The 22,018-nt window shown below is 73.3% G+C and carries 18 protein-coding genes; 2 read left to right on the top strand and 16 right to left on the bottom strand.

Annotated features, from left to right (window positions below; genetic code table 11):
* Nucleotides 1–77: 77 nt before the first annotated feature.
* The 13 genes from D6B71_RS21585 to D6B71_RS21525 form a co-directional block, all read right to left on the bottom strand.
* Nucleotides 78–1,688: a succinic semialdehyde dehydrogenase gene (locus D6B71_RS21585; RefSeq protein ID WP_121258878.1), complete on the bottom strand. Its 1,611-nt coding sequence runs from the start codon at nucleotides 1,686–1,688 to the stop codon at nucleotides 78–80.
* A gap of 86 nt (nucleotides 1,689–1,774) precedes the next feature.
* Nucleotides 1,775–2,689: an oxygenase MpaB family protein gene (locus D6B71_RS21580; protein ID WP_121258877.1), complete on the bottom strand. Its 915-nt coding sequence runs from the start codon at nucleotides 2,687–2,689 to the stop codon at nucleotides 1,775–1,777.
* 15 nt (nucleotides 2,690–2,704) lie between these two features.
* Complete coding sequence (locus D6B71_RS21575) at nucleotides 2,705–4,615, bottom strand: AMP-dependent synthetase/ligase (protein WP_121258876.1); 1,911 nt, start codon at nucleotides 4,613–4,615, stop codon at nucleotides 2,705–2,707.
* Nucleotides 4,615–5,805, bottom strand: coding sequence for an acyl-CoA dehydrogenase family protein (locus tag D6B71_RS21570; protein ID WP_121258875.1), 1,191 nt, complete (start codon nucleotides 5,803–5,805; stop codon nucleotides 4,615–4,617). Before D6B71_RS21570 ends, D6B71_RS21575 begins: the two co-directional genes overlap by 1 nt.
* The gene (locus D6B71_RS21565; protein WP_121258874.1) at nucleotides 5,805–6,953 is read right to left on the bottom strand and encodes an acyl-CoA dehydrogenase family protein; all 1,149 of its coding nucleotides are present in this window, start codon (nucleotides 6,951–6,953) and stop codon (nucleotides 5,805–5,807) included. The genes D6B71_RS21570 and D6B71_RS21565 overlap by 1 nt, the downstream gene beginning before the upstream one ends.
* A gap of 99 nt (nucleotides 6,954–7,052) precedes the next feature.
* Entirely contained in the window at nucleotides 7,053–8,147 is a 1,095-nt protein-coding gene (locus D6B71_RS21560; protein ID WP_121258873.1) for an MlaD family protein, read from the bottom strand.
* Nucleotides 8,144–9,286: an MCE family protein gene (locus tag D6B71_RS21555; protein ID WP_121258872.1), complete on the bottom strand. Its 1,143-nt coding sequence runs from the start codon at nucleotides 9,284–9,286 to the stop codon at nucleotides 8,144–8,146. The genes D6B71_RS21560 and D6B71_RS21555 overlap by 4 nt, the downstream gene beginning before the upstream one ends.
* Nucleotides 9,283–10,380 carry an MCE family protein gene (locus tag D6B71_RS21550; protein WP_121258871.1) on the bottom strand — a complete coding sequence of 366 codons (1,098 nt, stop codon included), beginning with the start codon at nucleotides 10,378–10,380 and terminating at the stop codon, nucleotides 9,283–9,285. The genes D6B71_RS21555 and D6B71_RS21550 overlap by 4 nt, the downstream gene beginning before the upstream one ends.
* Nucleotides 10,377–11,366, bottom strand: a complete 990-nt coding sequence (locus D6B71_RS21545; protein WP_121258870.1) for an MCE family protein — start codon at nucleotides 11,364–11,366, stop codon at nucleotides 10,377–10,379. Before D6B71_RS21545 ends, D6B71_RS21550 begins: the two co-directional genes overlap by 4 nt.
* Nucleotides 11,363–12,388, bottom strand: a complete 1,026-nt coding sequence (locus tag D6B71_RS21540; protein ID WP_121258869.1) for an MCE family protein — start codon at nucleotides 12,386–12,388, stop codon at nucleotides 11,363–11,365. The genes D6B71_RS21545 and D6B71_RS21540 overlap by 4 nt, the downstream gene beginning before the upstream one ends.
* A complete protein-coding gene (locus D6B71_RS21535; RefSeq protein ID WP_121258868.1) occupies nucleotides 12,385–13,521 on the bottom strand; it encodes an MCE family protein in 1,137 nt (378 codons plus the stop codon). The genes D6B71_RS21540 and D6B71_RS21535 overlap by 4 nt, the downstream gene beginning before the upstream one ends.
* Entirely contained in the window at nucleotides 13,521–14,375 is an 855-nt protein-coding gene (locus tag D6B71_RS21530; protein ID WP_121258867.1) for an ABC transporter permease, read from the bottom strand. Before D6B71_RS21530 ends, D6B71_RS21535 begins: the two co-directional genes overlap by 1 nt.
* The gene (locus tag D6B71_RS21525; RefSeq protein ID WP_121258866.1) at nucleotides 14,372–15,241 is read right to left on the bottom strand and encodes an MlaE family ABC transporter permease; all 870 of its coding nucleotides are present in this window, start codon (nucleotides 15,239–15,241) and stop codon (nucleotides 14,372–14,374) included. Before D6B71_RS21525 ends, D6B71_RS21530 begins: the two co-directional genes overlap by 4 nt.
* A 190-nt stretch (nucleotides 15,242–15,431) precedes the next feature.
* Between D6B71_RS21525 and D6B71_RS21520 the strand changes: the two genes are divergently transcribed.
* The gene (locus tag D6B71_RS21520; protein ID WP_121258865.1) at nucleotides 15,432–16,160 is read left to right on the top strand and encodes a MerR family transcriptional regulator; all 729 of its coding nucleotides are present in this window, start codon (nucleotides 15,432–15,434) and stop codon (nucleotides 16,158–16,160) included.
* A 50-nt stretch (nucleotides 16,161–16,210) separates the two neighbouring features.
* On the opposite strand, the gene D6B71_RS21515 is transcribed toward D6B71_RS21520, so the two are convergent.
* Nucleotides 16,211–17,239 carry an LLM class F420-dependent oxidoreductase gene (locus D6B71_RS21515; protein WP_121258864.1) on the bottom strand — a complete coding sequence of 343 codons (1,029 nt, stop codon included), beginning with the start codon at nucleotides 17,237–17,239 and terminating at the stop codon, nucleotides 16,211–16,213.
* Nucleotides 17,240–17,447: 208 nt separating this feature from the next.
* On the opposite strand from D6B71_RS21515, the gene npdG reads away from it, so the two are divergent.
* Complete coding sequence (gene npdG / locus D6B71_RS21510; RefSeq protein ID WP_240641632.1) at nucleotides 17,448–18,155, top strand: NADPH-dependent F420 reductase; 708 nt, start codon at nucleotides 17,448–17,450, stop codon at nucleotides 18,153–18,155.
* A gap of 304 nt (nucleotides 18,156–18,459) precedes the next feature.
* On the opposite strand, the gene D6B71_RS21505 is transcribed toward npdG, so the two are convergent.
* Together D6B71_RS21505 and D6B71_RS21500 are read right to left on the bottom strand one after the other, a co-directional pair.
* On the bottom strand, nucleotides 18,460–20,229 hold the full coding sequence (locus D6B71_RS21505) for an ABC transporter ATP-binding protein (RefSeq protein ID WP_121258862.1): 1,770 nt from the start codon (nucleotides 20,227–20,229) through the stop codon (nucleotides 18,460–18,462).
* Nucleotides 20,226–22,016 (bottom strand): ABC transporter ATP-binding protein, encoded by a 1,791-nt coding sequence (locus D6B71_RS21500; RefSeq protein WP_206051910.1) that lies wholly within the window; start codon nucleotides 22,014–22,016, stop codon nucleotides 20,226–20,228. The genes D6B71_RS21505 and D6B71_RS21500 overlap by 4 nt, the downstream gene beginning before the upstream one ends.
* Nucleotides 22,017–22,018 lie beyond the last annotated feature (2 nt).

The following is a 22,018-nucleotide window of genomic DNA, read 5'->3' as shown; positions in this document are numbered from 1 at the left end:
CGAGGAATGGCCTCGAGCTCCACGACACCAGCGCCGTGCGGTCACTCCATACCGTCTAGCCGCGGGCCGCCGAGGGTTCACCGCACCCGCAGCCGCCGCAGCAGCGCGAGCTGCCGGTTGCCCAGCGCCACGAACCGCTCGACCGGCAGGTTCGGCGGCGGGCCGAGCGGCACCAGGCGCTGGGTGGCCACCGTCTGCGACTCGGTGTACTTCACGATCCCCTCCCGGCCGTGCCGGCGGCCCAGGCCGCTGTCGCCCATGCCGCCCATGCCTGCCTCGATCGAGCCGGCCGCGGCCGCCGCGCCGTCGTTGACGTTGACCGCTCCGGCGCGGATCGAGCCGGCCAGCTGCTCGGCGGTCACGGTGTCCCGGCTCCAGATGCTCGCCGAGAGGCCGTAGCTGCCGGCGTTGGCCCGCTCCACCGCCTCCGCGTCGCCGGCCACCCGGTAGAGCGAGACCACCGGGCCGAACGTCTCCTCGGCGCACACCTTCATGTCGGCGGTGACCCCCTCGAGCACTGTCGGCTCGTAGACGAACGGGCCCAGGTCGGGCCGGGCCCGCCCGCCGACCAGCACCGTGGCGCCCTTCGCGCGGGCGTCGTCCACGTGCGCGGCCACCGCGGCGAGCTGGGCCTCGGTCGCGAGCGTGCCGACATCGACGGAGTAGTCGAAGGTCTGGCCCAGGCGCAGCGCCCGCGTGGCCGCCACCAGGGCATCGCGGAACTCGTCGTACACGTCGGTGTGCACCAGCACCCGCTCGATGTGGATGCACATCTGGCCGGTGTTGCCGAAGGCGGCCGCCACGCAGCCCGCCGCGGCCTTCGCCACGTCGGCGTCGGCGCGCACGATGAGCGGGTTCTTGCCGCCCAGCTCCAGCGACGCCCCGATCAGCCGCTGGCCGGCGCGGCTGCCGATGCCCCTGCCGGTGCGCGTCGACCCGGTGAAGCAGACGTAGTCGACCGCGTCGACCAGGGCGTTGCCGACGGTGGAGCCCGGGCCGGTCACCACGTGCCAGAGGTCGGTCGGCAGGCCCGCCTCCGCCATCAGCCGGCGCGCCCAGAGCAGGGTGAGCGGCGTCTGCGAGTCGGCCTTGCTGACCACCCCGTTGCCGGCCAGCAGCGCCGGCAGCACGTCGCCGACGGCGAGGTAGAGCGGATAGTTCCACGGCGAGACCACGCCCACCACGCCCTTGGGGACCCGCACCTCACGCACCCGGGTCAGCCCGGGCATCGCCCCTCGCACCCGCCGATCGGCGAGGTACGCCGCGCCGCGGCGCGCGTAGTGCCGCGCGATGTTGGCGACCTGCAGGATCTCCTGCCAGGCGCTGAACCGGGCCTTGCCCATCTCCCACTGGATCAGGTCGAGCACCTCGTCCTGCCGCTCGACCAGCAGGTCGTGGAAGCGCAGCGCCACCTCGGCGCGCGAGGAGTAGGGGACCACCGCCCAGGCCCGCTGGGCCCGGCGGGCGCTGGCGACCGCCCCCGCGACGTCGTCGGGAGTGCTGGCCGGGACGCCGCCGGGCCCGGCGGTCGGCCGCCCGTCGTAGGGCGCCAGCGGCGCCAGCGGCGGCGCCGCACCGCCGGGGTCGCGGCTGACCCAGCGCAGCAGGTCGTCGAGCACCTCGGCGGTGAGCCAGGTGGGGCGGCGTCCGGCGTCGAGGGCCTGGTCGGGGACGGCGGTGGCGGTCATCGTTCTCCAAGGGTGCGGTGGTGGGCGGATGGTCTCGACCCCGCGGCCTCGAGTCGGTCGCTGGGCAACCTCCTCGACCGCCGGGGCTACGGGTAGGCGACCGGCTCGGGCCTGGTCCGTGGGTCGCGCAGCGTGCGGCGGACGGCCAGCCGGGCCAGCGGCGCCTGGCGCAGCCAGTCCGGCAGCCGGTTGCCCAGACGCGCCACGCGCAGGGTCCGGCGCACCCGGCGCCGCATCGCCGGGGTCGGGGCGGGCAGGCCGATCCGCGCCCGCAGACCGGGATCGAGCGTGCAGGCGACCAGCTCGCGCTGCCGGCGCAGCAGCGGCCGGCCGACAGCGTCGAAGAGGCGCTGCGGGATCGGCGTGAACGGGGGTCGGCGGGGCACCACGTGCAGCAGGTCCTGGACCACGGGGTTGTTCTCCAGCCGCGGCAGCATCTGCTCCCACATCGCCTCGAACTCGGCCCGCGTCGAGGGCAGCACCGAGGGCCGCACGCCGATCAGCAGCGCCATCCGGTGCCACTCCTCGAACAGCTGCTGGTCCTGCTCGTCGGTGAGCCCGGGGCCGACCTCGCGCAGCATCAGCCGCCAGGTGTCGAGCATGGTCGCGTGCACCCAGAGGTACGCCGTGGGGTCGAGCGCGTGGTAGCGCCGGCCGTCGGCGTCGACGCCCTTGATCTGGGTGTGCATCCGGATCAGTCGCCGGCCCTCCTCGGCCGCGCGGACCCCGCCGTAGACCTGGTTGTTGACCGACTCGGTGGTGCGCCACAGCCGGCCGTAGGGGTCGGTCTTGTAGACGGAGTGCTCGAACACGCCGGCGCCGACCATCGGATGGGCGACCTGGAGCAGCAGGGCGCGGACCGCGAAGAGCAGGACCCGCTGGTCGCCCGCGGCGTACCAGACGACGGAGCCGGGCCCCAGTGGCCGGGCCGGCAGCTCTCCGGCGTCCGGCCGGTCGCCGGTGGAGCGGGGGGTGGGCACCCGAGACGCGACGGTGGACATCGCTGCCCTCCCTGCTCAGCCGTAGAGCCGGTCGAGGACGTCGGCGTACTTCTGGTGCACCACCCGGCGCTTGAGCTTCAGGGTGGGCGTGAGCTCCTCGGACTCGGCGGTCCACTCGACCGGCAGCAGCTCCCAGGCCTTGACCTGCTCGGGGCGGGAGAGGCGGGCGTTGGCGGCGTCGACGGCCTGCTGGACCATCGCGCGGATCGCCGGCTGCTGCGCCAGGTCGGCGAGGTCGCGGAACTCGACGCCGGCCTGCTGGGCGACCAGCGGCGCCACCTCGGGGTCGAGGGTGAGCACCGCGACGACGTAGGGGCGCGCCTCGCCGAAGACCAGGGCGTGCCCGACCAGCGGGGACTCCTTGAGCAGGTTCTCGATGTTCGAGGGCGCGATGTTCTTGCCCGAGGAGGTGATGATCATCTCCTTCTTGCGGTCGACCACCTTGAGGAACCCGTCGTCGTCGAGCTCGCCGAGGTCGCCGGTGTGCACCCAGCCGTCGGCGTCGACCAGCGCCCGGGTGGCCTCCTCCTGGCGGTAGTAGCCGGGGGTGCTCACCGGCCCGCGGGCCAGGATCTCGCCGTCCTCGGCGATCCGCAGCTCGATGCCCGGCAGCGCCCGCCCGACGGTGCCGAGCCGGAACGCGTCGGGCCCGCACGCGGCGACGGCCGCGGTGGTCTCGGTCATGCCGTAGACGTCGTAGATGCGCATCCCGAGCCCGGCGAAGAACCTGGCCACCTCGATCGGCATCGGCGCGGCGGCGGAGGCCGCCCACTCGCAGCGGTCCAGGCCGAGCAGCGCCCGGAGGAAGCCGAGCAGGCCGGCGTCGGCCTCGGCGAAGCGCTGCTCCAGCTCGGGGGTGGGGGAGTGGCCCAGCTGCAGGGACTCGACGTACTCCAGGCCGACGGCCATCGCCTGGTCGACCATCGCGCGCTTGGCCTCGTCGGGCTCGGCGGCCAGCTTGGCGGAGACGCCGGTCTTGATCTTCTCCCACACCCGCGGCACGCCGAAGAAGCGGGTGGGCCGGACCTCGCCGAGCGCTCCCAGCAGCAGCGAGGGGTCGGCGATCAGGTGGATGTGGCCGCCGTTGACCTGCGGGATGTACATGCCGAGGATGCGCTCGGCGATGTGCGCGAACGGCAGGTAGGAGATGAACACCAGCTCGTCGCTGCGGCCGGCGGTCTGCAGCGAGCACTCCGCCTCGAAGAGCACGTTGTGGTGGGTCAGCACCACGCCCTTGGGGTTCCCGGTGGTGCCGGAGGTGTAGAGGATCGTGACCGGCTGGTCGGGCTCGATGGCCGCCACCCGGGCGTCGAGCTCGGCGGCGTGCTCGGCGCGGTGGGCGGCGCCCTCGGCGAGCATCGCCTCCCAGCTGACGTAGCGCTCGCCGTCGGGCAGCGCGGAGGAGTCCATGACGACGACCTTGCGCACGCTGCCGGACGCGTCGAGTGCCGGCGCCCAGCGGGCCAGCTGGTCGGCGCCCTCCAGGACGACCACGCTGGGCTGGGAGTGGCCGGCGACGAAGGTCACCTGCTCGGGGGCCAGGGTGCTGTAGACCGACATCGGCACCGCGCCGGCGTGCACCCCGGCCAGGTCGGCGACGACGTGCTCGATGCGGTTGCTGGCCATCACCGCGACGGTGTCGCCCGGCTGCACGCCGTAGGCGGCGAACGCGGCGGCGGCCTCGAGCGCCTGGCGGTGCAGCTCGCGCCAGCTCACCGTGCGCCAGCCGGGGGCGTAGCCGCCGCCCTCGGGTGCGGCGACGCCGACCTTGTCGGAGTACGCCGGGGCGTCGCCGTTCGCCTCGACGGTGCGCGCGAGCGCGGCCGGGAGGGTGAGCCCGGCGATGGCCTGCTCGATCCGGGCCCGGTCGGCGAGCACGTCGCCCTCGGGCGGGTTGGGGGTCTGGTCGGTCGTCTGTGCGGACATCAGTAGCTCCTCGGCAGGTTGAGCATCTGGGTGCCGATGTGGGCCAGGATCAGCTCCTCGGCGACGGGGATGTTCTTGCCGATCCGGCTGTCTCGGAACAGCCGCTCGACGGGGTACTCCTTGCTGTAGGCCATGCCGCCGAAGGTCTGGAACGCCTGGTTGGCGGACTCCCACGCGACCTGGGCGGCGGTGAGCTTGGCGATGTTGGTCTCGTTGCCGCAGGGGCGGCCCTGGTCGAAGAGCCAGGCGGCCTGGTAGGTCATCAGCCGGGCCAGCTCGGTCTTGGCCTTCAGCTGGGCCAGCGGGAACTGGATCGCCTGGTTGGCGCCGATGGGCCGGCCGAAGACCTCGCGGGTGGAGGCGTAGTCGGCGGCCAGCCGGAGAGCGGCCTCGGCGCCGCCGACCCCGCCGGCCGCGGCCAGGATGCGCTCGGGGTTGAGCACGTCCCAGAGCACCGGGAAGCCGCCATCGACCGGCCCGACGACGTGGGAGAGCGGGACCCGCACGTCGTCGAGGAACACCTGGCTGGAGGTGACCACGTTGCCGCCCAGCTTCGGGATCGGCGTGTAGCTCAAGGTGCCGTCGGCGAGGGCGGCCTTCACGTCGACCAGGAGCAGAGTGAACCCGGCGGTGCGCGACCCCAGCTTCTCGCGGGCCTCGGCCGCGGGGGTGGTGCGGGCGACGACCAGCATCCACTCGGCGTTCTCGACCCCGGAGATCCAGATCTTCTGCCCGCGCACCACGAGCTCGTCGCCGTCGAGCCGGGCACTGGTGCGGATCTCGACGGCGTTGCTGCCGGCGTCCGGCTCGGTGAGCGCCATGCAGAACTGCGTGCGTCCCTCCGCGATGCCCGGCAGGATCCGGCGCTGCTGCTCCTCGGTGCCGTGCCGGGCCAGGGTCATCGCGCCGAAGCCGGGGGTGAGGATGTAGAGGAAGATCGCGGCGGTGCCGCCGGAGGCGGCGAGGGTCTCGCAGGCCACGGCGAGCTCGAGCATCCCCTGGCCGCCGCCGCCGTGCTCCTCGGGGACGCACAGCCCGATCCAGCCGCCGTCGGCGAGGTCGCGCCAGGCCTCGCTCGGGAAGCGGTGCTCGTCCTCGCAGGCCGACCAGTAGGCGTGGTCGTACTTCGCGGCGACCGCGGCCACCCCGTCGCGGACGGCGACGGCCGACTCCGGCAGGTCGAAGTCCATCAGAGCCCCAGGCTCCGGCCGATGATCTCCTTCTGGATCTCGGTGGTCCCGCCGTAGATGGTCTGGATCCGGCTGTCGACGTAGGCCCGGGCGACGGGGTACTCCATCATGTAGCCGTAGCCGCCGTGCAGCTGGACGGCCTGGTCGACGATCTTCTTCTGCAGCTCGGTGGTCCACCACTTGGCCATCGAGGCCAGCGAGGTGTCGACCTCGCCGCGGTTGTGCTTGGCGACGCAGTCGTTGACGAAGACCCGGGCGATGTGCACCTCGGTGGCCATCTCGGCCAGCATGAACCGGTTGTGCTGGAACTTGCCGATCGGCTTGCCGAAGGCCTGCCGCTCCTTGGCGTAGTCCAGGCACAGCGTGAGGATGTGCTCGCAGGCGGCCACCGCGATCGCGGCGATCGAGAGCCGCTCCTGCGGCAGGTTGACCATCAGCGAGATGAAGCCCGAGCCCTCCTCGCCGAGCAGGTTCGCCTTCGGCACCTCGACGTTGTCGAAGAACAGCTCGGCGGTGTCCTGGGCCTTCATGCCCATCTTGTCGAGGTTGCGGCCGCGCTCGAAGCCGGGCATGCCGCGCTCGACGACCAGCAGGCTGATGCCCTGGTGGCCGGCGTCGGCGTCGGTGCGCGCGACCACGATGACCAGGTCGGCCAGGATGCCGTTGCTGATGAAGGTCTTCGACCCGTTCAGCACGTAGTGGTCGCCCTTGTCGACCGCGGTGGTGCGGATGCCCTGCAGGTCGCTGCCGGCGCCCGGCTCGGTCATCGCGATCGCCGAGATCAGCTCGCCGCTGACCAGCTTCGGCAGCCAGCGCTGCTTCTGCTCCTCGGTGCCGAGCGTGCTGATGTAGGGGACGATGATGTCGGTGTGCACCGGGAAGCCGGGGCCGTGCGCACCGGCCTTGCCGAGCTCTTCGCTGACGATCATGTTGTAGCGGAAGTCGGCGACCCCGGCGCCGCCGTACTCCTCGGCGACGTCGAAGCAGAGCAGCCCCGCCTCGCCGGCCTTGCGCCAGACCTCGCGGGAGACCTGGCCGTCGGCCTCCCACTGGGCGTGGAACGGCACGACCTCCTTCTCCACGAAGGCCCGCACGGTGCGACGGAAGTCCTCGTGCTCGGTCTCGAAGAAGGGGGTGGTCTGGCTCATCGGTGCTCCTCGGGGGTGTGATGCGGACAACAGCGCTACTGTGACAGCGAAACTGTCAAGGTTGCAAGACCTGGCTCACGCGGTGGTACGCCGAGGGGGTCACGGACGCGGCACGTTCTGCGACCCGCGTGCCTGGATCCCGGGCCGCTGCTCGGTGCACTGGTTCTCGACCGGTGGCGGACGCCGGGACAGCGCGGAGGGGTCGCGCTGCCCGGAGGGGCCCGAGTAGGTGCAGTTCTCCAGCAGCTTGGGCACCAGCACCACCCAGCCGCTGCCGTCGCGGGTGCTGCGAGCCATCGCCTCCAGCTGCTCGGGGATCCAGTCCAGCCACACCCGCAGGCCCGGCAGGTGGGCGGCCGACATCTCGGCCAGGGGTGTGGCGGTCTCCAGGAGCGAGCGCAGCGTCGGGGCGTGGGTGGCCCAGAGCCGCTGGAGCAGCGGCACCAGCCGGCCGCCGTCGTCGATCAGGCGGCGCAGCGGACGGTCCGCGCGCCGCAGCTCGGCGGCCACGGCGGCCAGGTCGCGGCTGGCCCGGCGGATCGTCTGCTCCTTCTCCACGCCGGTGCGCAGCGGCACCTCGCCGTGCTCCAGCAGCGCCAGCAGGTCCGGCTGGAGCCGCTGCAGCAGCGCGACGCTCCGCTCGAGCTCGACCGAGGTGGCCCGCAGGTCGACCGAGCCGTCCGCGAAGGCGCGGGCCACCTCCCGCCCGATGGTGCGGACGTCGGCGAGGTCGACCCTGCGCATCAGCCGCTGGGTGTGGGCGACCACCTCGTGCACCGGCGGCGGCGTCGTGGTGTCCTCGGCGGTGACCACGTCGCCGTCCTCGAGCATCGGCCCCTCGGCGGTGCGCGGCCGGATGTCGACGTACTGCTCCCCGACCGCCGACAGGTTGGCGACGCCGACCTCGCTGTCGCGGGGCACCTCGACACCCTCCTCGAGCGTCAGCTCGGCGACCACGCCGTCGGCGGTGAGCCGGACGTCGCTGACCGTGCCGACCTGCTGCCCGCGGTAGTTGACCGTGGAGCGCTCGTGCAGCCCGGCGGCCTCGTCGAAGTGGACCGTCACCCGGTAGGGGTCGGTGAACAGCTGGCCACCGACGACGCTGTCGGCCACGTAGACGGTGCCGGCGGCGAGGATGGCGAGCAGCAGCGCCTGCGCCAGCTTGGCCCGGCGGGCCAGGGTCCGGTGGTTCATCCGAGGCCTCCCAGCAGGGAGAGCAGCGCAGCGAGACCGTAGTCGTCGGAGCTGTCGCCGCCCGTTCGATCGTCGTCGCCGGCGTCCGGTCCACCGCGGCCGTCACCGCCACCGCCCGCGCCGCCCGCGCCGCCCGCGCTGCCTCCGGCCTGGGGGACCAGGGCCGACGGGTCGACGTCGAAGACCAGGTCGAAGTTGGAGTAGTCGCCCGGGCTGGCCGCGTCGGTGCGCGAGCCGAACTCGAGGATGCCGCGCATGATCGGCACCATCCGGCCCCGGGTGCGCAGCAGGCTGTCGAGCACCGGCTCCAGCTCACGCAGGCTCCGCACCAGGTCGCCGCGGGTGCGGGTGAGCACCTCGGTGCCGACGTCGCCGAACCGGCGGACCTCCGCGAGCAGGGCCAGCGCGTCGTCCTGCTGTCGGGTCAGCGCCCGCACCGTCGGACGGACCTCGGCGACCGCCTCGGTCAGGAACGGGGTGTCCGCGGCGAGCCGGCGGCCGAGGCGGTCGATCCCGGCGAGCGTCCGGTCGAAGCGCTCGGTCTGGGCGGCGAACGAGGTCAGCGTCCGGTCCAGGCGACCCAGCAGGGAGCGCACCCGCCGGGTGCGTCCGGTGAGCGCGGTGTTGAGCTCCTCGACGATCGTCTTGACGTCGGCGAAGCTGCCTCCGGTGACCACGACCGACAGCGCGCTGAGCAGGTCGGACACGTCGGGCGCCTGCCCCGTGGCGCCGACCGGGAGCGCGCTGCCGGCCGGCAGCACCGCCCCGGTGCCGTCGGTCAGCTCGACGAACGCGTTGCCCATCGGCGAGGTGAGCCGGATGTCGGCGCGGGCGCCCTCGTGGAGGGGGACCGACTCGAGCAGGTCCATCGTCACGTGGGCGCGGTAGTCGCGCACCTCGATCGCGGACACCTGGCCGACCGTGCTGCCGTCCAGCTTCACCGGCGCGTCCAGCGGCAGGTTCAGCGCGCTGTCGAAGACCGCGTCGACGCTGCGGGTCGGCCCGGAGACCAGGCCGGGCATGGGGACGTCGCGCAGCTCCGGGGAGCACGCGGAGGTGCCGAGCACGACCGCGGCCAGGGCCGCCGCCAGCGGGGTCAGCAGGCGAGGGCGCAGCCGGGGGTACGCCGGGCCCGTCACGGGATGTTCTCCGGCAGCACGTCGTGCAGGCCGTCGAGGAGTGGGTCGAGCAGCCCGGTCCCGTCGTCGTGGAAGAGCATGCCGCACAGCGGCAGCCCGAGGCGGTCGCACATCTCGGCGCGGAAGACCCGGCTGAACGGCCCCGCGGAGGTGGAGAACTGCACCCGCAGCCGGTCCCGCTCCCAGTCGTAGGCGCGGGCGAGGTTCTCGGCCAGCGTCGGCATCGTGTCGAACGCCTCGGCCAGCTGGTCCTGCCGGGTCCGGACGGTGCGGGCGACCCTCAGGGCCTGCCGCAGGTCGGCGCCGGCGACCGCGTGGTTGCGCCGCACGAACCGGGTGACGATGCGGCCGAGCTCGGCCAGCGACCGCAGGGTCGTGGTGATGCTGCTGCGCTGCCGGGCCACCGCCCGGGTGGAGCGTCCCACCGCGTCGGCGAAGCCGCGGATCGTGGTGTCGCGCTCGGCCAGGGCCCGGGTCAGCGCGGCCAGGTTGCCCACCACGGCCTCGATGTCGCCGCCGCGGGCGTTGAGGGTGCGCAGCGCCCGCTCTCCGCCGACCAGGGCGTCCCGGATCCGCCGGCCGTTGCCGTCCAGCGTGCTCGCGCCGACCGCCAGCAGGTCGCCGATGTCGCGCTCGCCGGGGCCGGCGCTGTCCAGGGCCCGAACCAGCTCGTCGATCGAGGCGGTGACCTCGTCGATCGTCGCCGGGCTGCGGGTGTGGTCCGCGGCGATGTGGGCGCCGGAGGACAGCGTCGGACCGCCGGTGTAGGCCGGTCCCAGCTCGACGTACCGGTCGGTCACCAGGGCCGACTGGAGGATCACGGCACCGGCGTCGCGGGGGACCTCGGTGCCGGGCTCCAGCTCGAGATGCACCCGCATGTGGGTGCCGCGCGGCTCGATGCGCACGACCTCGCCGACCGGGACGCCGAGGTACTCCACATCGTTGCCGACGTAGAGGCCGGTGGTGTCCTCGAAGTCGGCGCTGACCCGCACCGGCTCGGGTCCGCCGCGCCACCAGGACACGGCGGTCCCCGCCACCAGCAGCAGCACCACCGCGGCCACGGCCGCGGCCCGGATGCGGGCTCCCGTCGTCATCGGCACTCCAGCGGCTCGGTGAGGCAGAGCAGGTCGTCGGGCACCACGAAGTACGGCGCGTTCACGCCCAGCCAGGGCCCGTCGCCGGTGGCGTTGGTGAAGAAGCGCATGGCCGGCCCGGACAGCTCCAGCAGCCGGTCCAGCTGGTCGCGCTGCCGGGTGAGCACCCGCAGCACCCGGTGGGCGTCGCGCAGGGCCGGGCGCAGCTGGTGCTGGTTCTCGCGGGCCAGCGTGGTCAGCGTCGACGCCAGCCGCCGGCCGTCGCGCAGCAGCAGCCGGATCGACTCGCGCCGCTCGCTGACCATCGTCATCACCAGTGCGGCGTCGTCCATCAGCTGCTCGAGCTCGTCGCGTTGCTCCAGCACGGTGTCGGTCACCGACCTCGTCGAGCGCAGGAGGGCGCCCAGCTGCTCGTCGCGGGTGGCGACCAGGTCACTGACCTGCGCCATGCCGTCGAGGGCGCCTCGCACCTCGGCCGGGGCCGAGGCCAGCTCGGTGCCGAGCGTGTCGACCGCCCGCGAGAGCGCGGCGGTGTCGAGCTCCTCCAGCTGGGGCGTCGCATCGAGCCAGAACCGCTCCAGGGTGTAGCTGTCGGCGGCGTGCCGGCGGTCGACCGTGTCGCCGGCGGCCAGCGCCTCGCCCTCGCCGGGGTCGAGCGCGAGGTAGCGCTGCCCGAGCAGCGACTGCAGCTTGACCGAGCTGGCGGTGTCGTCGGTGAGCTCGACGCCGTCCTCGACCCGTAGGTCGACCACGACCGTGTCGCCCTCGGCCCGCACGCCCGTGACGCGACCCACCTCGAGGCCGGCCACCCGGACGGCGTCGCCGGCGCGCAGTCCCGCGGCGTGGCGCAGCTCGACCCGGTAGCCGGTGTCGCGCGGCAGGCCGGCCACGACCAGCAGCGTGGCCGCGAGCGCCAGCAGCGCCAGCACGACCGCGGCACCGCGCCGGCGACCGGTGCGTGGGTGGGACAGGGCGCGCCGGCTCATCGGCACCTCCGCGAGTGGACACCGCCGGGCGGCAGCTCGAGGGTGGGGGAGCCCAGCACCCGGATCGCCAGCGTGCAGACGTAGACGTTGAGGTGGCTGCCGTAGCCGAGGGTGCGCAGGTAGATGCCGAGCTGGGTCGGGATGCCCTCGAGGGCGGCGTTCAACGGCCCCGTCCGCTGCGCGAGGAACCCGGCCAGGCGGCGCAGGCGGGCCACGTCGCGGGTGAGCGCGGGGCCGGTCTCCTCGGCCAGGCCGGCCAGCAGGGTGCTGACCTCGGACACGTCGTCCATGCCCGCGCCGATCGCCTCCCGGTCGGCGGCCAGCCCCGAGGTCAGCGTGCCGAGGTCGCGCACCAGCCCGACGAGCTGCCGGCGATGGTCGTCGGCGGTGTGCAGCACCAGCGTCACGTTGTCGAGCACCCGGGCGATCACCTCGTCGCGGCCGACCAGGTCGCGGGTCAGACGCGCCGTCTGCCGGGTGAGGTCGCGCAGCGTGGGCCCCTCGCCCTGCAGGGTGGCGACGATGTTCTCCGCCAGTCGGTTCACCTGGTCGGGGCGCAGGCTGTCGAAGAGCGGCCGGAAGGCGTTGAACAGCTCGGTGAGGTCGAGGGCGGGCCGGGTCCGCGCCAGGGGGATCGACTCGCCCTCCCGCAGCGGGCGGACGGCGTCCGCCGTGGGTCCCGGCTCGAGCGCGACGTAGCGCTGCCCCATCAGGTTCAGGTAGTTGATCGAGGCCCGGGTCGCGGTGTCGACACGCTGGGCGGCGTCGACGTCGAGGGTGAGCACCGCGGTCTCGCCGTGCAACCGGGTGTCGCTGACCCGGCCGACCCGGACCCCGGCGATCCGCACGTCGTCGCCGACCCGGACCCCGGCGGCATCGCGGAACTCGGCCTCGATGCGCAGCGAGTCGCCGTCGGTGCCGCGGGCCAGGGTGCCGGCGACCGCGGCGGTGAGCAGGCCGGCCACCAGCGTGAACGCCAACACCCCGGCCAGCGGGCCCGGGTGCCGCAGCAGCGCCCTCACCGTGCGTCACCCCCGCTCGTGGCGGTCGGGCAGTTGCGCCCCGCGAGGTCGCCGTAGCGCGGGCAGTCCGCGGCCGTGTAGGGGTCGGGGAGACCGCTGCCGATCGCGGCGTTCATCTGGATGGCGGTGTCGCTGACCGCCTCGGCGCCGTTGACCAGCACCGCCGGGAGCTTGCCGACCAGCAGTTCGAAGTCGGGGTGGCGGACGGCGAAGACCGCCAGCGTGTCGGCCGTCCCGCGCAAGGTCCGCGCCAGGAGGTCGGCGCTGTCGCCGAGGAACCCGCCGACCTCGACCATCAAGGCGGTGCCGCCGCGCATCAGGGCCGTGGTGGCACGCTCCTTCTCGGCCAGCGTGCGAGCCACCGGCAGTGAGTCGCGGACCGCACGGACCAGGTTCGGCTCGACCTCGGCGAGCGTGTCGACGTTGCGGGCGAGCAGGTCGAGGTTGCGCAGGAAGGCCGGCTCGTTCCTCGCCCAGGTGCCGAGCAGGCGGTCGGCGTCCTCCAGCAGCCGCCCGAGGTCGTCCCCGCGACCGTCGAGCGCCCTCGCCAACTGCGAGACGGCCGCGTCGACCTGCGCGGGGTCGATGGCGGCGAGCAGCCCCTGGGTCGCGGTGAAGGTGTCCATCAGCCGCAACGTGCGGGCCGAGGTGTCGGCCGGGATCACCGCGCCGTCGGAGAGGCGCTCGGCGGTCGGAGCCGCACCGGTGGCGCCGGCGGAGGCCGGGTCGGAGGCTGGGTCGGAGGCGCGGTCGCCGGCCGTGACCAGCTCGACGTACTCGTTGCCGAAGAGCGTGCCCGGCAGCACCCGCGCCCGGACGTCGGCGGGGATCTGCTCGGCGTGCTCGGCCATCAGCACGATCCGGGCGGCGGGCTCCTCACCCGCCTGCACCTCCAGCACCCGGCCGACCCGGAGCCCGCGGAACTTCACGTCCGAGCCCACACCCAGCGAGTCGCCGGTGGAGACCAGCCGTGCCTCGGCGCGCACGTCGCCGGTGAGCACGCCGAGGAACGAGAGCCCCAGTCCGGCCGCCACCACGGCCAGCGCCAGCGTCGCCACGCCGCCGACCGCCAGCAGCCGCAGCCGCAGCCGCGTGCGGGAGAGCCCGGAGTGAGGGAACAGCAGGTCGCTCATCAGCCCGAGATCTCCACCTGCTGGTCGGGGCCCCACAGCGCCAGCGTCAACAGGATGTCGAGCACGGTCAGCGCGATGATGCTGGTGCGGATGGCCCGCCCGGTCGCCCGCCCGACACCCTCGGGGCCACCGGTCGCGGTGTAGCCGTGGTAGCAGTGGATCAGGGTCACCACCGTGATCAGCGCGACCACCTTCACCCCGGAGTAGACGACGTCGCGCGGCGAGACGAAGGTGTGGAAGTAGTGGTCGTAGGTGCCCGCCGACTGGCCGTAGAGCACCGTGACCATGAGGTCGGTCGCCAGGTAGGTGCCGACCAGGCCGATCAGGAACAGCGGCAGGATCACGATCCAGGAGGCGATCAGCCGGGTGCTCACCAGGTAGGGGACCGGACGGATCGCCATCGCCTCGAGGGCGTCGACCTCCTCGTTGATGCGCATCGCGCCGATGCGCGAGGTGAACCCGCAGCCGATGCGGGCCGCGAACCCCAGCGCCGCGACCATCGGCGCCAGCTCACGGGTGTTGGCGTAGCCGGAGATGAACCCGGTCAGCGGGGCCATGCCGATCACCTCGAGGCCGTGGTAGCCCTCGAGCCCGACCTCGGTGCCGGTCAGCGTCGAGAGGAGCAGCACCACGCCGACCACGCCCCCGCCGACGACGAAGACGCCCGAGCCGAGCGTCACCTCCGCCAGCACCCGGCCGACCTCGCCGCGATAGTGGGTCAGGGCCAGCCGGATGCCCAGGACCGCGCGCCATGAGAGCACCACGAGCTCGCCCAGGCGGACACCGGGCGAGATCAGCGTGTCGTCGAGCAGCCGGGCCAGCTCGGCGGGGCGCGGGGTGCCGGGGCTGCTCATCCGAGCGGCCCCCCGACCAGGCTGGTGTGCGCCTGGGAGATCGCGAAGTTCGCCGCGAAGAGCAACACGAAGTTCGTGACCACCGAGCTGGTCACCGCATCGCCGACGCCGGTCGGTCCCCGGGACGCGGTGATCCCCTTGTACGCCGCGACCACCGCGCACATCACCGCGAACACCGCCGCCTTGAAGAGCGAGAGCCACAGGTCGGAGAGCTGGGCCAAGGTGGTGACCGAGGCGAGGTAGCTGCCCGGCGGCAGGCTCATCACCGAGATGCTCACCAGCAGCGTGGTGATGATCGTGAAGAACATGACCACGCCGTTGAGCAGCACGGCCACGAAGACCGTGGCCAGCATCCGGGGCACCACGAGCCGCTCGACGACCGAGATGCCCATCACCTCGAGGGCGTCGAGCTCCTCGCGGATGCGCCGGGCGCCGAGGTCGGCGCAGATGGCCGACCCGGCCACCCCCGAGAGCATCAGCGCGGTGATCATCGGCGAGGCCTGCCGCACCACCGCCAGCGTGTTGCCGGCGCCGGTGAAGGCGACCGCCCCCACCTCCTGGGCCAGGACACCCACCTGCAGCGCCAAGATGATGCCGAACGGCACCGAGACGGCCAGCGCCGGCAACGTGCAGACCCGGATCGTGTACCAGGTCTGGACGAGCAGCTCCTCGACCGGGAAGCGGCGCCCGGCCACGCTGCGTACGGTGCCGCGGAGCACCTGCTCGCCGAAGCGGATCAGCGCCACCAGCTCGGCCAGGGGCCGCCAGTCGCGCACCGTCGCCAGCAGCCCTCGGCGTACCTCGCTGCGCCACGCGCCCACGACCGAGCCGCCGACCAGCGGCGTCTGGGCCGGGGGGTGCGTCATCGGGGCTCCTGACCTGGGCCGGATCGACCGTGCGATCGCTGTGACAGTACGACTGTGACAGAAGGACTGTCACAAAGAGTGTGACGTACGTCAAGTGGCTCACCTCACAACGAGACCGGGCCCAGAAGGTTTCGCTTGATCAGGAGGTGCCGCCTGGTCGCCGAGGCGTGACAGCATTACTGTGACAGTCATGACCGCCCAGCCTGCGTCTCCGGACGAGCCGCTCCTCACCATCGACGAGCTCGCAGCGGCGGTCGGACTGACCGTGCGCACCACGCGCTACTACGCCAGCCTCGGCTTGGTCCCGCCGCCGGTGCGCCGCGGTCGGGTCGCCTACTACGACGAGCAGCATCGGGCCCGGTTGGAGCTGGTGCGGGCGTTGCAGGACCACGGCTTCACGCTGCAGGCGGTGGAGGGGTTCCTGGCGGGTCTGCCCGCCGACGCCACCGTCGAGGACCTCGCCCTCCAGCGGGCCATGCTCACCTCGTGGTCACCGCGCCCTCGGGAGGAGCTGGGTCGCCGTCAGCTCGAGAAGGTGGCCGGGCGCAAGCTGTCGGATCGCGACGTCGACCTGCTGATCAAGGTCGGCAGCGTGGAGCGCACGGCGGCGGGCAGCTACGTGCCGCTGCCCAGCCTCCAGGTGGGGGTCGAACTGCTCGACATCGACCTCGCGGAGGAGGCGATGGCCGCCGCGGGCGACGCGATCCGGCGGCACATGGAGGCCCTGGTCGAGGACCTGACCGACATCCTGCGCCGCCAGGTGCTCGAGCCCTACCGGCGCGAGCCGCACTCCCCGGAGGACGCCGAGCGCCTCGAGCGCACGATGGCGCGGCTGCGGCGGCTCACCCTCGAGTCGGTGGTGACCGGCTTCCAGCGCGCGGCCAACGCCGTCATCACCCGGTCACTGGCCCGCGACTGAAGGGTTCGTCGAGTCGGCGCTTGTGCGAGGCCCGAGGCGCCGGCCACCCGTCAGCTGACGAGCTCCTTGAGGTGCGCGATCGTCGCGGCGGGGTCGTCGGAGGCCGGGGTGACCTGCAGGTTGGTGACGCCCGCCTCGCGGAACGCCGCGATCCGCTCCTTGACATACGACTCCGGCCCGACGAGGTTGCCGGCCTCGAGCCACTCCATCGGCACCTTCGCCTCGGCCTCACGCTTGTGGCCGTCGAGGTAGAGGTCCTGGATCTCCTTGGCCTCCTTCTCGAAGCCGTACTGGCAGGCCAGGTCGTTGTAGAAGTTCTTGCCGCGCGCGCCCATGCCGCCGACGTAGAGGGCATACATCGGGCGGACGAAGTCGAGCATCCCCTTGACGTCGTCGCCGATCGCCACCAGGCCGCCCGCGCTGATCTGCAGCGGTGCCAGGTCGGCGGAGCGCTTCGCGGTGCCGCGGGCCAGCGCGTCGCCCCACACCTCGCCGGCCTTCTCGGGAACGAACAGGAACGGCAGCCAGCCGTCGGCCACCTCCGCGGTCATCGCCACGTTCTTGTCGCCGAGGGCGGCGACGTAGAGCGGGACCTCCGCGCGCTCGGGCTTGTTCAGCAGCTTCAGCGGCTTGCCCAGGCCGGTGCCCTGCCCCTCGGGGAGGGGGATCTTGTAGATGCCGTCGCTCTGCAGCGGCTCGCGGCGCAGCCCCATCCGGAGCAGCTTGATGACCTCTCGGGTCCGGCCGAGAGGCCGGTCGTAGGGAAGGCCGTGGAACCCCTCGATCACCTGCGGGCCGGAGGCCCCCAGACCGATGATCGCGCGGCCTCCAGAGACGTTGTCGAGGCCGGCCGCGGTCTGCAGCAGCGCCCCGGGGGTGCGCGAGTAGACGTTGAGGATGCCGGCGCCGATCTCGACCGTCTCGGTCTTCGCGGCCAGGTAGCCCATGAGCGTCGGCGCGTCGAAGCCGTAGGGCTCCGCCACCCAGATCGTGTCGAGGCCGGCCTTCTCCAACGCGACCACCTGGTCGGCGGCCTCGCGCGGGTTCCCGGCGTACATCAACGGCATCGACAGCTTCACGGGTGCTCCTTCGTGCGGTTCGGCCCGCGGTGCGGCGGGCGACTCGCCACGATGACAGAACTACTGTCACGATCGCAACCGGCCGGGTCGGATGGTGGCACCCGCCACCGGACAGCCCACCGCCTGCCATGATCGCGACGGGCGGCGCTCCTGCGCCAGCGAGTGGAGCCGCCCCCCGAGACCGTGGACCAGCAGACAGGAGCAGGACGTGAGCCCAGAGTCGGGTCAGGAGTCGAGCCAGCAGTTCCGGATCGCCGTCGTCGGCGGCACCGGCCCGCAGGGCAAGGGGCTGGGCTACCGGTTCGCCCGCCACGGCCACTCGGTGGTGATCGGCTCCCGTGCGGCCGAGAAGGCGCAGGTCGTCGCCGACGAGGTGGCCCAGCGGCTGGCCGGCGTCCCGGGTGCCGGGCAGGTGAGCGGCGCAGCCAACGCCGACGCGTGCACTGAGGCCGACGTGGTCCTGCTGGCGGTGCCGTACGACGGGCACGACGAGCTGGTGGCCACCCTCCCGCTCGCGGGCAAGACGGTGATCTCGTGTGTGAACCCGTTGGCCTTCGACAAGCGCGGCGCGCACGGTCTGGCCATCGACGGCGGCGAGGGGTCGGCGGCCGAGTCGGCCCAGCGGCTCGCGCCCGAGGCGACGGTGGTCGGTGCCTTCCACCACGTCTCGGCGGTGACGCTGTGGGGCGAGGCGGACTACCTCTCCGAGGAGGACGTGCTCGTCGTGGGTGACTCGGTCGAGGCCAAGTCCGTCGCGATCGAGCTGGCCCGGTGCGTGACCGGCCGCGACGGCATCGACGGTGGCAAGCTGCGCCTCGCCCGCCAGCTCGAGCCCCTCACCGCCGTCCTGATCTCGATCAACCGCAAGTACAAGACCCACTCCGGCATCCGCATCTCCGGTCTCGGGGGCCATTGATTGCTCGCTGACCTGTCACTTGTGGTGGGTGTCGGGGTGGTGAGCTGTCACTTGTGGTGGGTGTCGGGGTGGTGAGCTGTCACTCGTGGTGAGTGTCGGGGTGGTGAGCTGTCACTCGTGGTGAGTGTGTGGGCAGCGATGCACGGACCGGACATGGCAGGTCGGTAGTGGTGCTCCACCACGAGTGGCAGGTCAGCGGAGATTCGCCGACCACGAGTGGCAGGTCAGCGGAGATCCACCGACCACGAGTGGCAGGTCAGCGGAGGTTCACCGACCACGGGTGGCAGGTCAGCGGGGAACCCGATCAGCCGCGACCGTGCCAGCTGTCCCACAAGGCGGCGTAGGAGCCACCGGCGGCGACCAGTTCGTCGTGGGAGCCGAGTTCGGAGATGACGCCGTCCTCGACCACGGCGACCCGGTCGGCGTCGTGGGCCGAGAAGAGGCGGTGGGCGATGGCTATCACCGTGCGGCCCTCGAGCACCGCGGCCAGCGACCGCTCCAGGTGGCGGGCGGCGCGCGGGTCGATCAACGACGTCGCCTCGTCGAGCACCAGCGTGTGCGGGTCGGCGAGCACCAGCCGGGCCAGCGCGACCTGCTGGGCCTGCGCCGCCGGCAGGGGCCGGCCACCCGAGCCGACCACGGTGTCGAGGCCCTCGGGCAGCGCCTCGACCCAGTCCAACGCGTCGACGGCCGCCAACGCGGCACGGATCGCGTCGTCACCGGAGCCCGGTGGCGCGGCCAGGGCGAGGTTCTCGCGCAGCGTGCCGACGAAGACATGGTGCTCCTGGGTGACCAGGGCGACGTGGCCGCGCAGGTCGTCGAGCGGCAGCTCGACCAACGGCACGCCGCCGACGGTCACCGCGCCCGTGCGGGGCGGGTGGATGCCGGCGAGCAGCCGGCCCAGCGTCGACTTGCCGGCGCCGGAGGGTCCCACCATCGCGATCCGCTCACCCTCGCGCACCGACAGGTCGACCCCGTGCAGCACGTCGCGGCCCGGGACGTAGGAGAAGCGCACCCCGTGGGCGTCGAGCCGCTCGCCGTCGGGCACCCGGCCGGTCACCTCGCGGTCGTCGGGCACCTGGGCCACCCCGAGCAGCCGGGAGAGCGACGCCGCGCCCATCTGCAGCTCGTCGAGGATCGACACGATCCGGTCCACCGGGTCGATCAGCATCTGCACGTAGAGCGTCGCGGCCGTGACATCGCCCAGCGACGCCTCGCCGCGGGTGTAGAGCCAACCGCCCAGCAGCAGCGTCGCCACCGTGGGGATCAGGTAGGAGATCTCCATGCTCGGGAAGAAGACCGTGCGCAGGTGCAGCGTGTAGCGCTCGGCGGCGTAGGACTCCGCGATGTCGCGGTCGATCGCCTCGACCCGCTCCGAGGCCAGACCGAGCGCCTCGACGGTGCGGGCGCCCTCGACGGTCTCGGTGAGGGTGGCGTTGATCTGGGAGTACGACGCCGACTCGCGCAGGTAGCCGGCCTTGGCGCGGGCGAGGTACCAGCGCAGCCCCACGACCAGCGGCGGCAGCCCCAGCAGCAGCGGCAGCGCCACCCACCAGCCGACGCTCAGCGCGGCCACGACCGTGACCGCCGCGGTCACGGCGGCGATGGTCCACTCCGGCAGCGCCCACCGCACCGACCAGCCCAGCTGGTCGACGTCGCGACTGGTCCGGGTCAGCAGGTCGCCCGAGCCCGCCGACTCCACGACGCCGACGGGCAGCGCGAGCGAGTTCTCGACGAAGTCCTCGCGCAGCTCGGCCAGCACCTGCTCGCCGAGCACCTGGCTGACGTAGCGCGCGAACCGGGTGAGCACGGTCTGCAGCACCACGAACCCGCCGAGCAGCAGCATCACCCGGTCGACGTGGCTCGCGGTGGTGCCGCGCTCGACCGCCTCGACCAGCTCGCCGATCAGGCGCGGCGCGGCCAGCGCCGCCAGCGCCGCGGCGCCGTGCAGCAGCACCGCGCCGACCAGCATCCGCGGATGCCGGCGGGCGAGGTCGCGCACGTAGCGGCGCATCGCGGGGGCGTCGGCGACGGGCAGGCTCGTGCCGCCCGGACCGGCGGCCGTGCCGCTCATCGCAGGGCCTCCGCTCGCTCCATGCCGTCGCGCCCGTCGCGGCCGTCCCGACCGTCGAGGCCTTTGCCCGGATCGTCGGCGCTCTCCCGCGTCACCACGGCCCGGTACGCCGGGCACGACGCGAGCAGCTCGGCGTGCGACCCGGTGGCGCTCACCCGCCCGTCGACGAGGAACGCGACCTCGTCGACCGCGTCGAGCATCAGCGGGCTGGTCGTGGTCACGACCGTGGTGCGCCCGGCCCGGTGCCCGCGCAGCCGCTGGGCGATCCGGGCCTCGGTGTGCGCGTCGACCGCGGAGGTCGGCTCGACGAGCACCAGTACCTCCGGGTCGCAGGTGAGGGCGCGGGCCAGCACCAGCCGCTGCCGCTGCCCGCCGGAGAAGCTGCGGCCGCGCTCGGCGACCACGGTGTCGAGCCCGTCGGGGAGCGCGTCGAGCACATCGCCGGCCGATGCGGTATCCACGGCCCGGAGGACCGCGTCAGGCGACCCGCTCCCGGCCACGTCGAGCCGGTCGCCGAGGCGGCCGGAGAAGAGCGTGGCGGCGGTGTCGCTGACCACGATGCGGCGGCGCACCTCCTCGCGGCGCAGGTCGGGCAGCGCGACGCCGCCCAGCGTCACGTCGCGGTCCGGGTCGGCGGTGCACATGCCGAGTCGGTCGGCCAGCACGGCGGTCTCGTCGGGCCGCTCGCTCACCAGCGCCACCAGCAGGCCGGGGCGCACCCGCAGCCCGGTGCGGGCGTCGTACAGCTCGGCACCCGGTGGCGGCGACGGCGCGGGGTGCTCGGGGTCGGTGACGTCGGGCGTGAGCGCCAGCACCCGGCACACCCGCCGGGCCGAGACCCGGGCGCGGATGAGCTTGTTGGCGTACTCGGTGGCGGTGCGCAGCGGGATCATCAGGAACGCGGAGTAGCCGTAGAAGGCGACCAGCTCGCCCGGCGTGATGCGGCCCTGGACGGCGTAGCGGGCGCCGAGCCAGACCACCACGACCACGAAGACGCCCGGCAGGAAGACCTGCAGCGCGTCGAGCACCGACTGCAGGCGGGCGACCGCCACGCCGGCCCGGCGGGTGGTCTGCGACTCGCGGCGGTAGCGGTCGAGGAAGACCTGCTCCCCGCCGATGCCGCGCAGCACGCGCAGGCCGCCGACGATGTCGGTGGCGGTGTTGGAGAGGTGTCCCATCAGTTCGCGCTGGCGGGCGCTGCGCCGCTGCAACGGCGAGAGCAGCGGTCCGATGAGCAGCATCAGCAGCGGCACGCCGAACAGCACGACCAGGCCGAGCGTGACCGAGGTCTGGAGCAGGATCACCGCGACCAGGACGAACGAGACGATCGCCCCGGCGAAGCGGGCCGCGACGTCCATGACCCCGCCGAGGTGGTTCAGGTCGCTGGTTCCGATCGCCACCACCTCGCCGGTGGAGACCTTGCGCGGCAGGGTGCCGCCCAGGTGGGTGGTCTGCCGGCCGACGAGCTGCACGGTGCGGTACGCCGTGATCAGCCAGTTCGTGACCGCGAACCGGTGCCGGACGATGCCGCTGACCGCCTGCACCAGGCCGATGCCCGCGAGCAGGCCGGCCCAGCGCAGCAGCTGGCCCTCGTCGCGGGCGGCGACGCCCTCGTCGATGGCGCTGCCGATCACCGCCGGCATGACGGCCTGGCAGCTCATCCAGACGATGCCGAACACCATGCCGCCGACCAGCGTCTGCCACTGACCGCGCGCCAGCCACCACAGGAACCGACCCGGTGACCGGTGGTCGGCGACTCCGGGGTGGTCCAGGGGGAGCGTGCGCACCG

It is taken from the genome of Nocardioides ferulae (assembly GCF_003660455.1).
GTDB lineage: Bacteria > Actinomycetota > Actinomycetes > Propionibacteriales > Nocardioidaceae > Nocardioides > Nocardioides ferulae.
This window is presented reverse-complemented; position numbering and strand designations above follow the sequence as displayed.

Coding starts and splice junctions, on each gene's coding strand:
- D6B71_RS21585 (WP_121258878.1), bottom strand. CDS start 1,688: ATGACCGCCACCGCCGTCCCCGACCAGGCCCTCGACGCCGGACGCCGC.
- D6B71_RS21580 (WP_121258877.1), bottom strand. CDS start 2,689: ATGTCCACCGTCGCGTCTCGGGTGCCCACCCCCCGCTCCACCGGCGAC.
- D6B71_RS21575 (WP_121258876.1), bottom strand. CDS start 4,615: ATGTCCGCACAGACGACCGACCAGACCCCCAACCCGCCCGAGGGCGAC.
- D6B71_RS21570 (WP_121258875.1), bottom strand. CDS start 5,805: ATGGACTTCGACCTGCCGGAGTCGGCCGTCGCCGTCCGCGACGGGGTG.
- D6B71_RS21565 (WP_121258874.1), bottom strand. CDS start 6,953: ATGAGCCAGACCACCCCCTTCTTCGAGACCGAGCACGAGGACTTCCGT.
- D6B71_RS21560 (WP_121258873.1), bottom strand. CDS start 8,147: ATGAACCACCGGACCCTGGCCCGCCGGGCCAAGCTGGCGCAGGCGCTG.
- D6B71_RS21550 (WP_121258871.1), bottom strand. CDS start 10,380: ATGACGACGGGAGCCCGCATCCGGGCCGCGGCCGTGGCCGCGGTGGTG.
- D6B71_RS21545 (WP_121258870.1), bottom strand. CDS start 11,366: ATGAGCCGGCGCGCCCTGTCCCACCCACGCACCGGTCGCCGGCGCGGT.
- D6B71_RS21535 (WP_121258868.1), bottom strand. CDS start 13,521: ATGAGCGACCTGCTGTTCCCTCACTCCGGGCTCTCCCGCACGCGGCTG.
- D6B71_RS21530 (WP_121258867.1), bottom strand. CDS start 14,375: ATGAGCAGCCCCGGCACCCCGCGCCCCGCCGAGCTGGCCCGGCTGCTC.
- D6B71_RS21525 (WP_121258866.1), bottom strand. CDS start 15,241: ATGACGCACCCCCCGGCCCAGACGCCGCTGGTCGGCGGCTCGGTCGTG.
- D6B71_RS21520 (WP_121258865.1), top strand. CDS start 15,432: ATGACCGCCCAGCCTGCGTCTCCGGACGAGCCGCTCCTCACCATCGAC.
- D6B71_RS21505 (WP_121258862.1), bottom strand. CDS start 20,229: ATGAGCGGCACGGCCGCCGGTCCGGGCGGCACGAGCCTGCCCGTCGCC.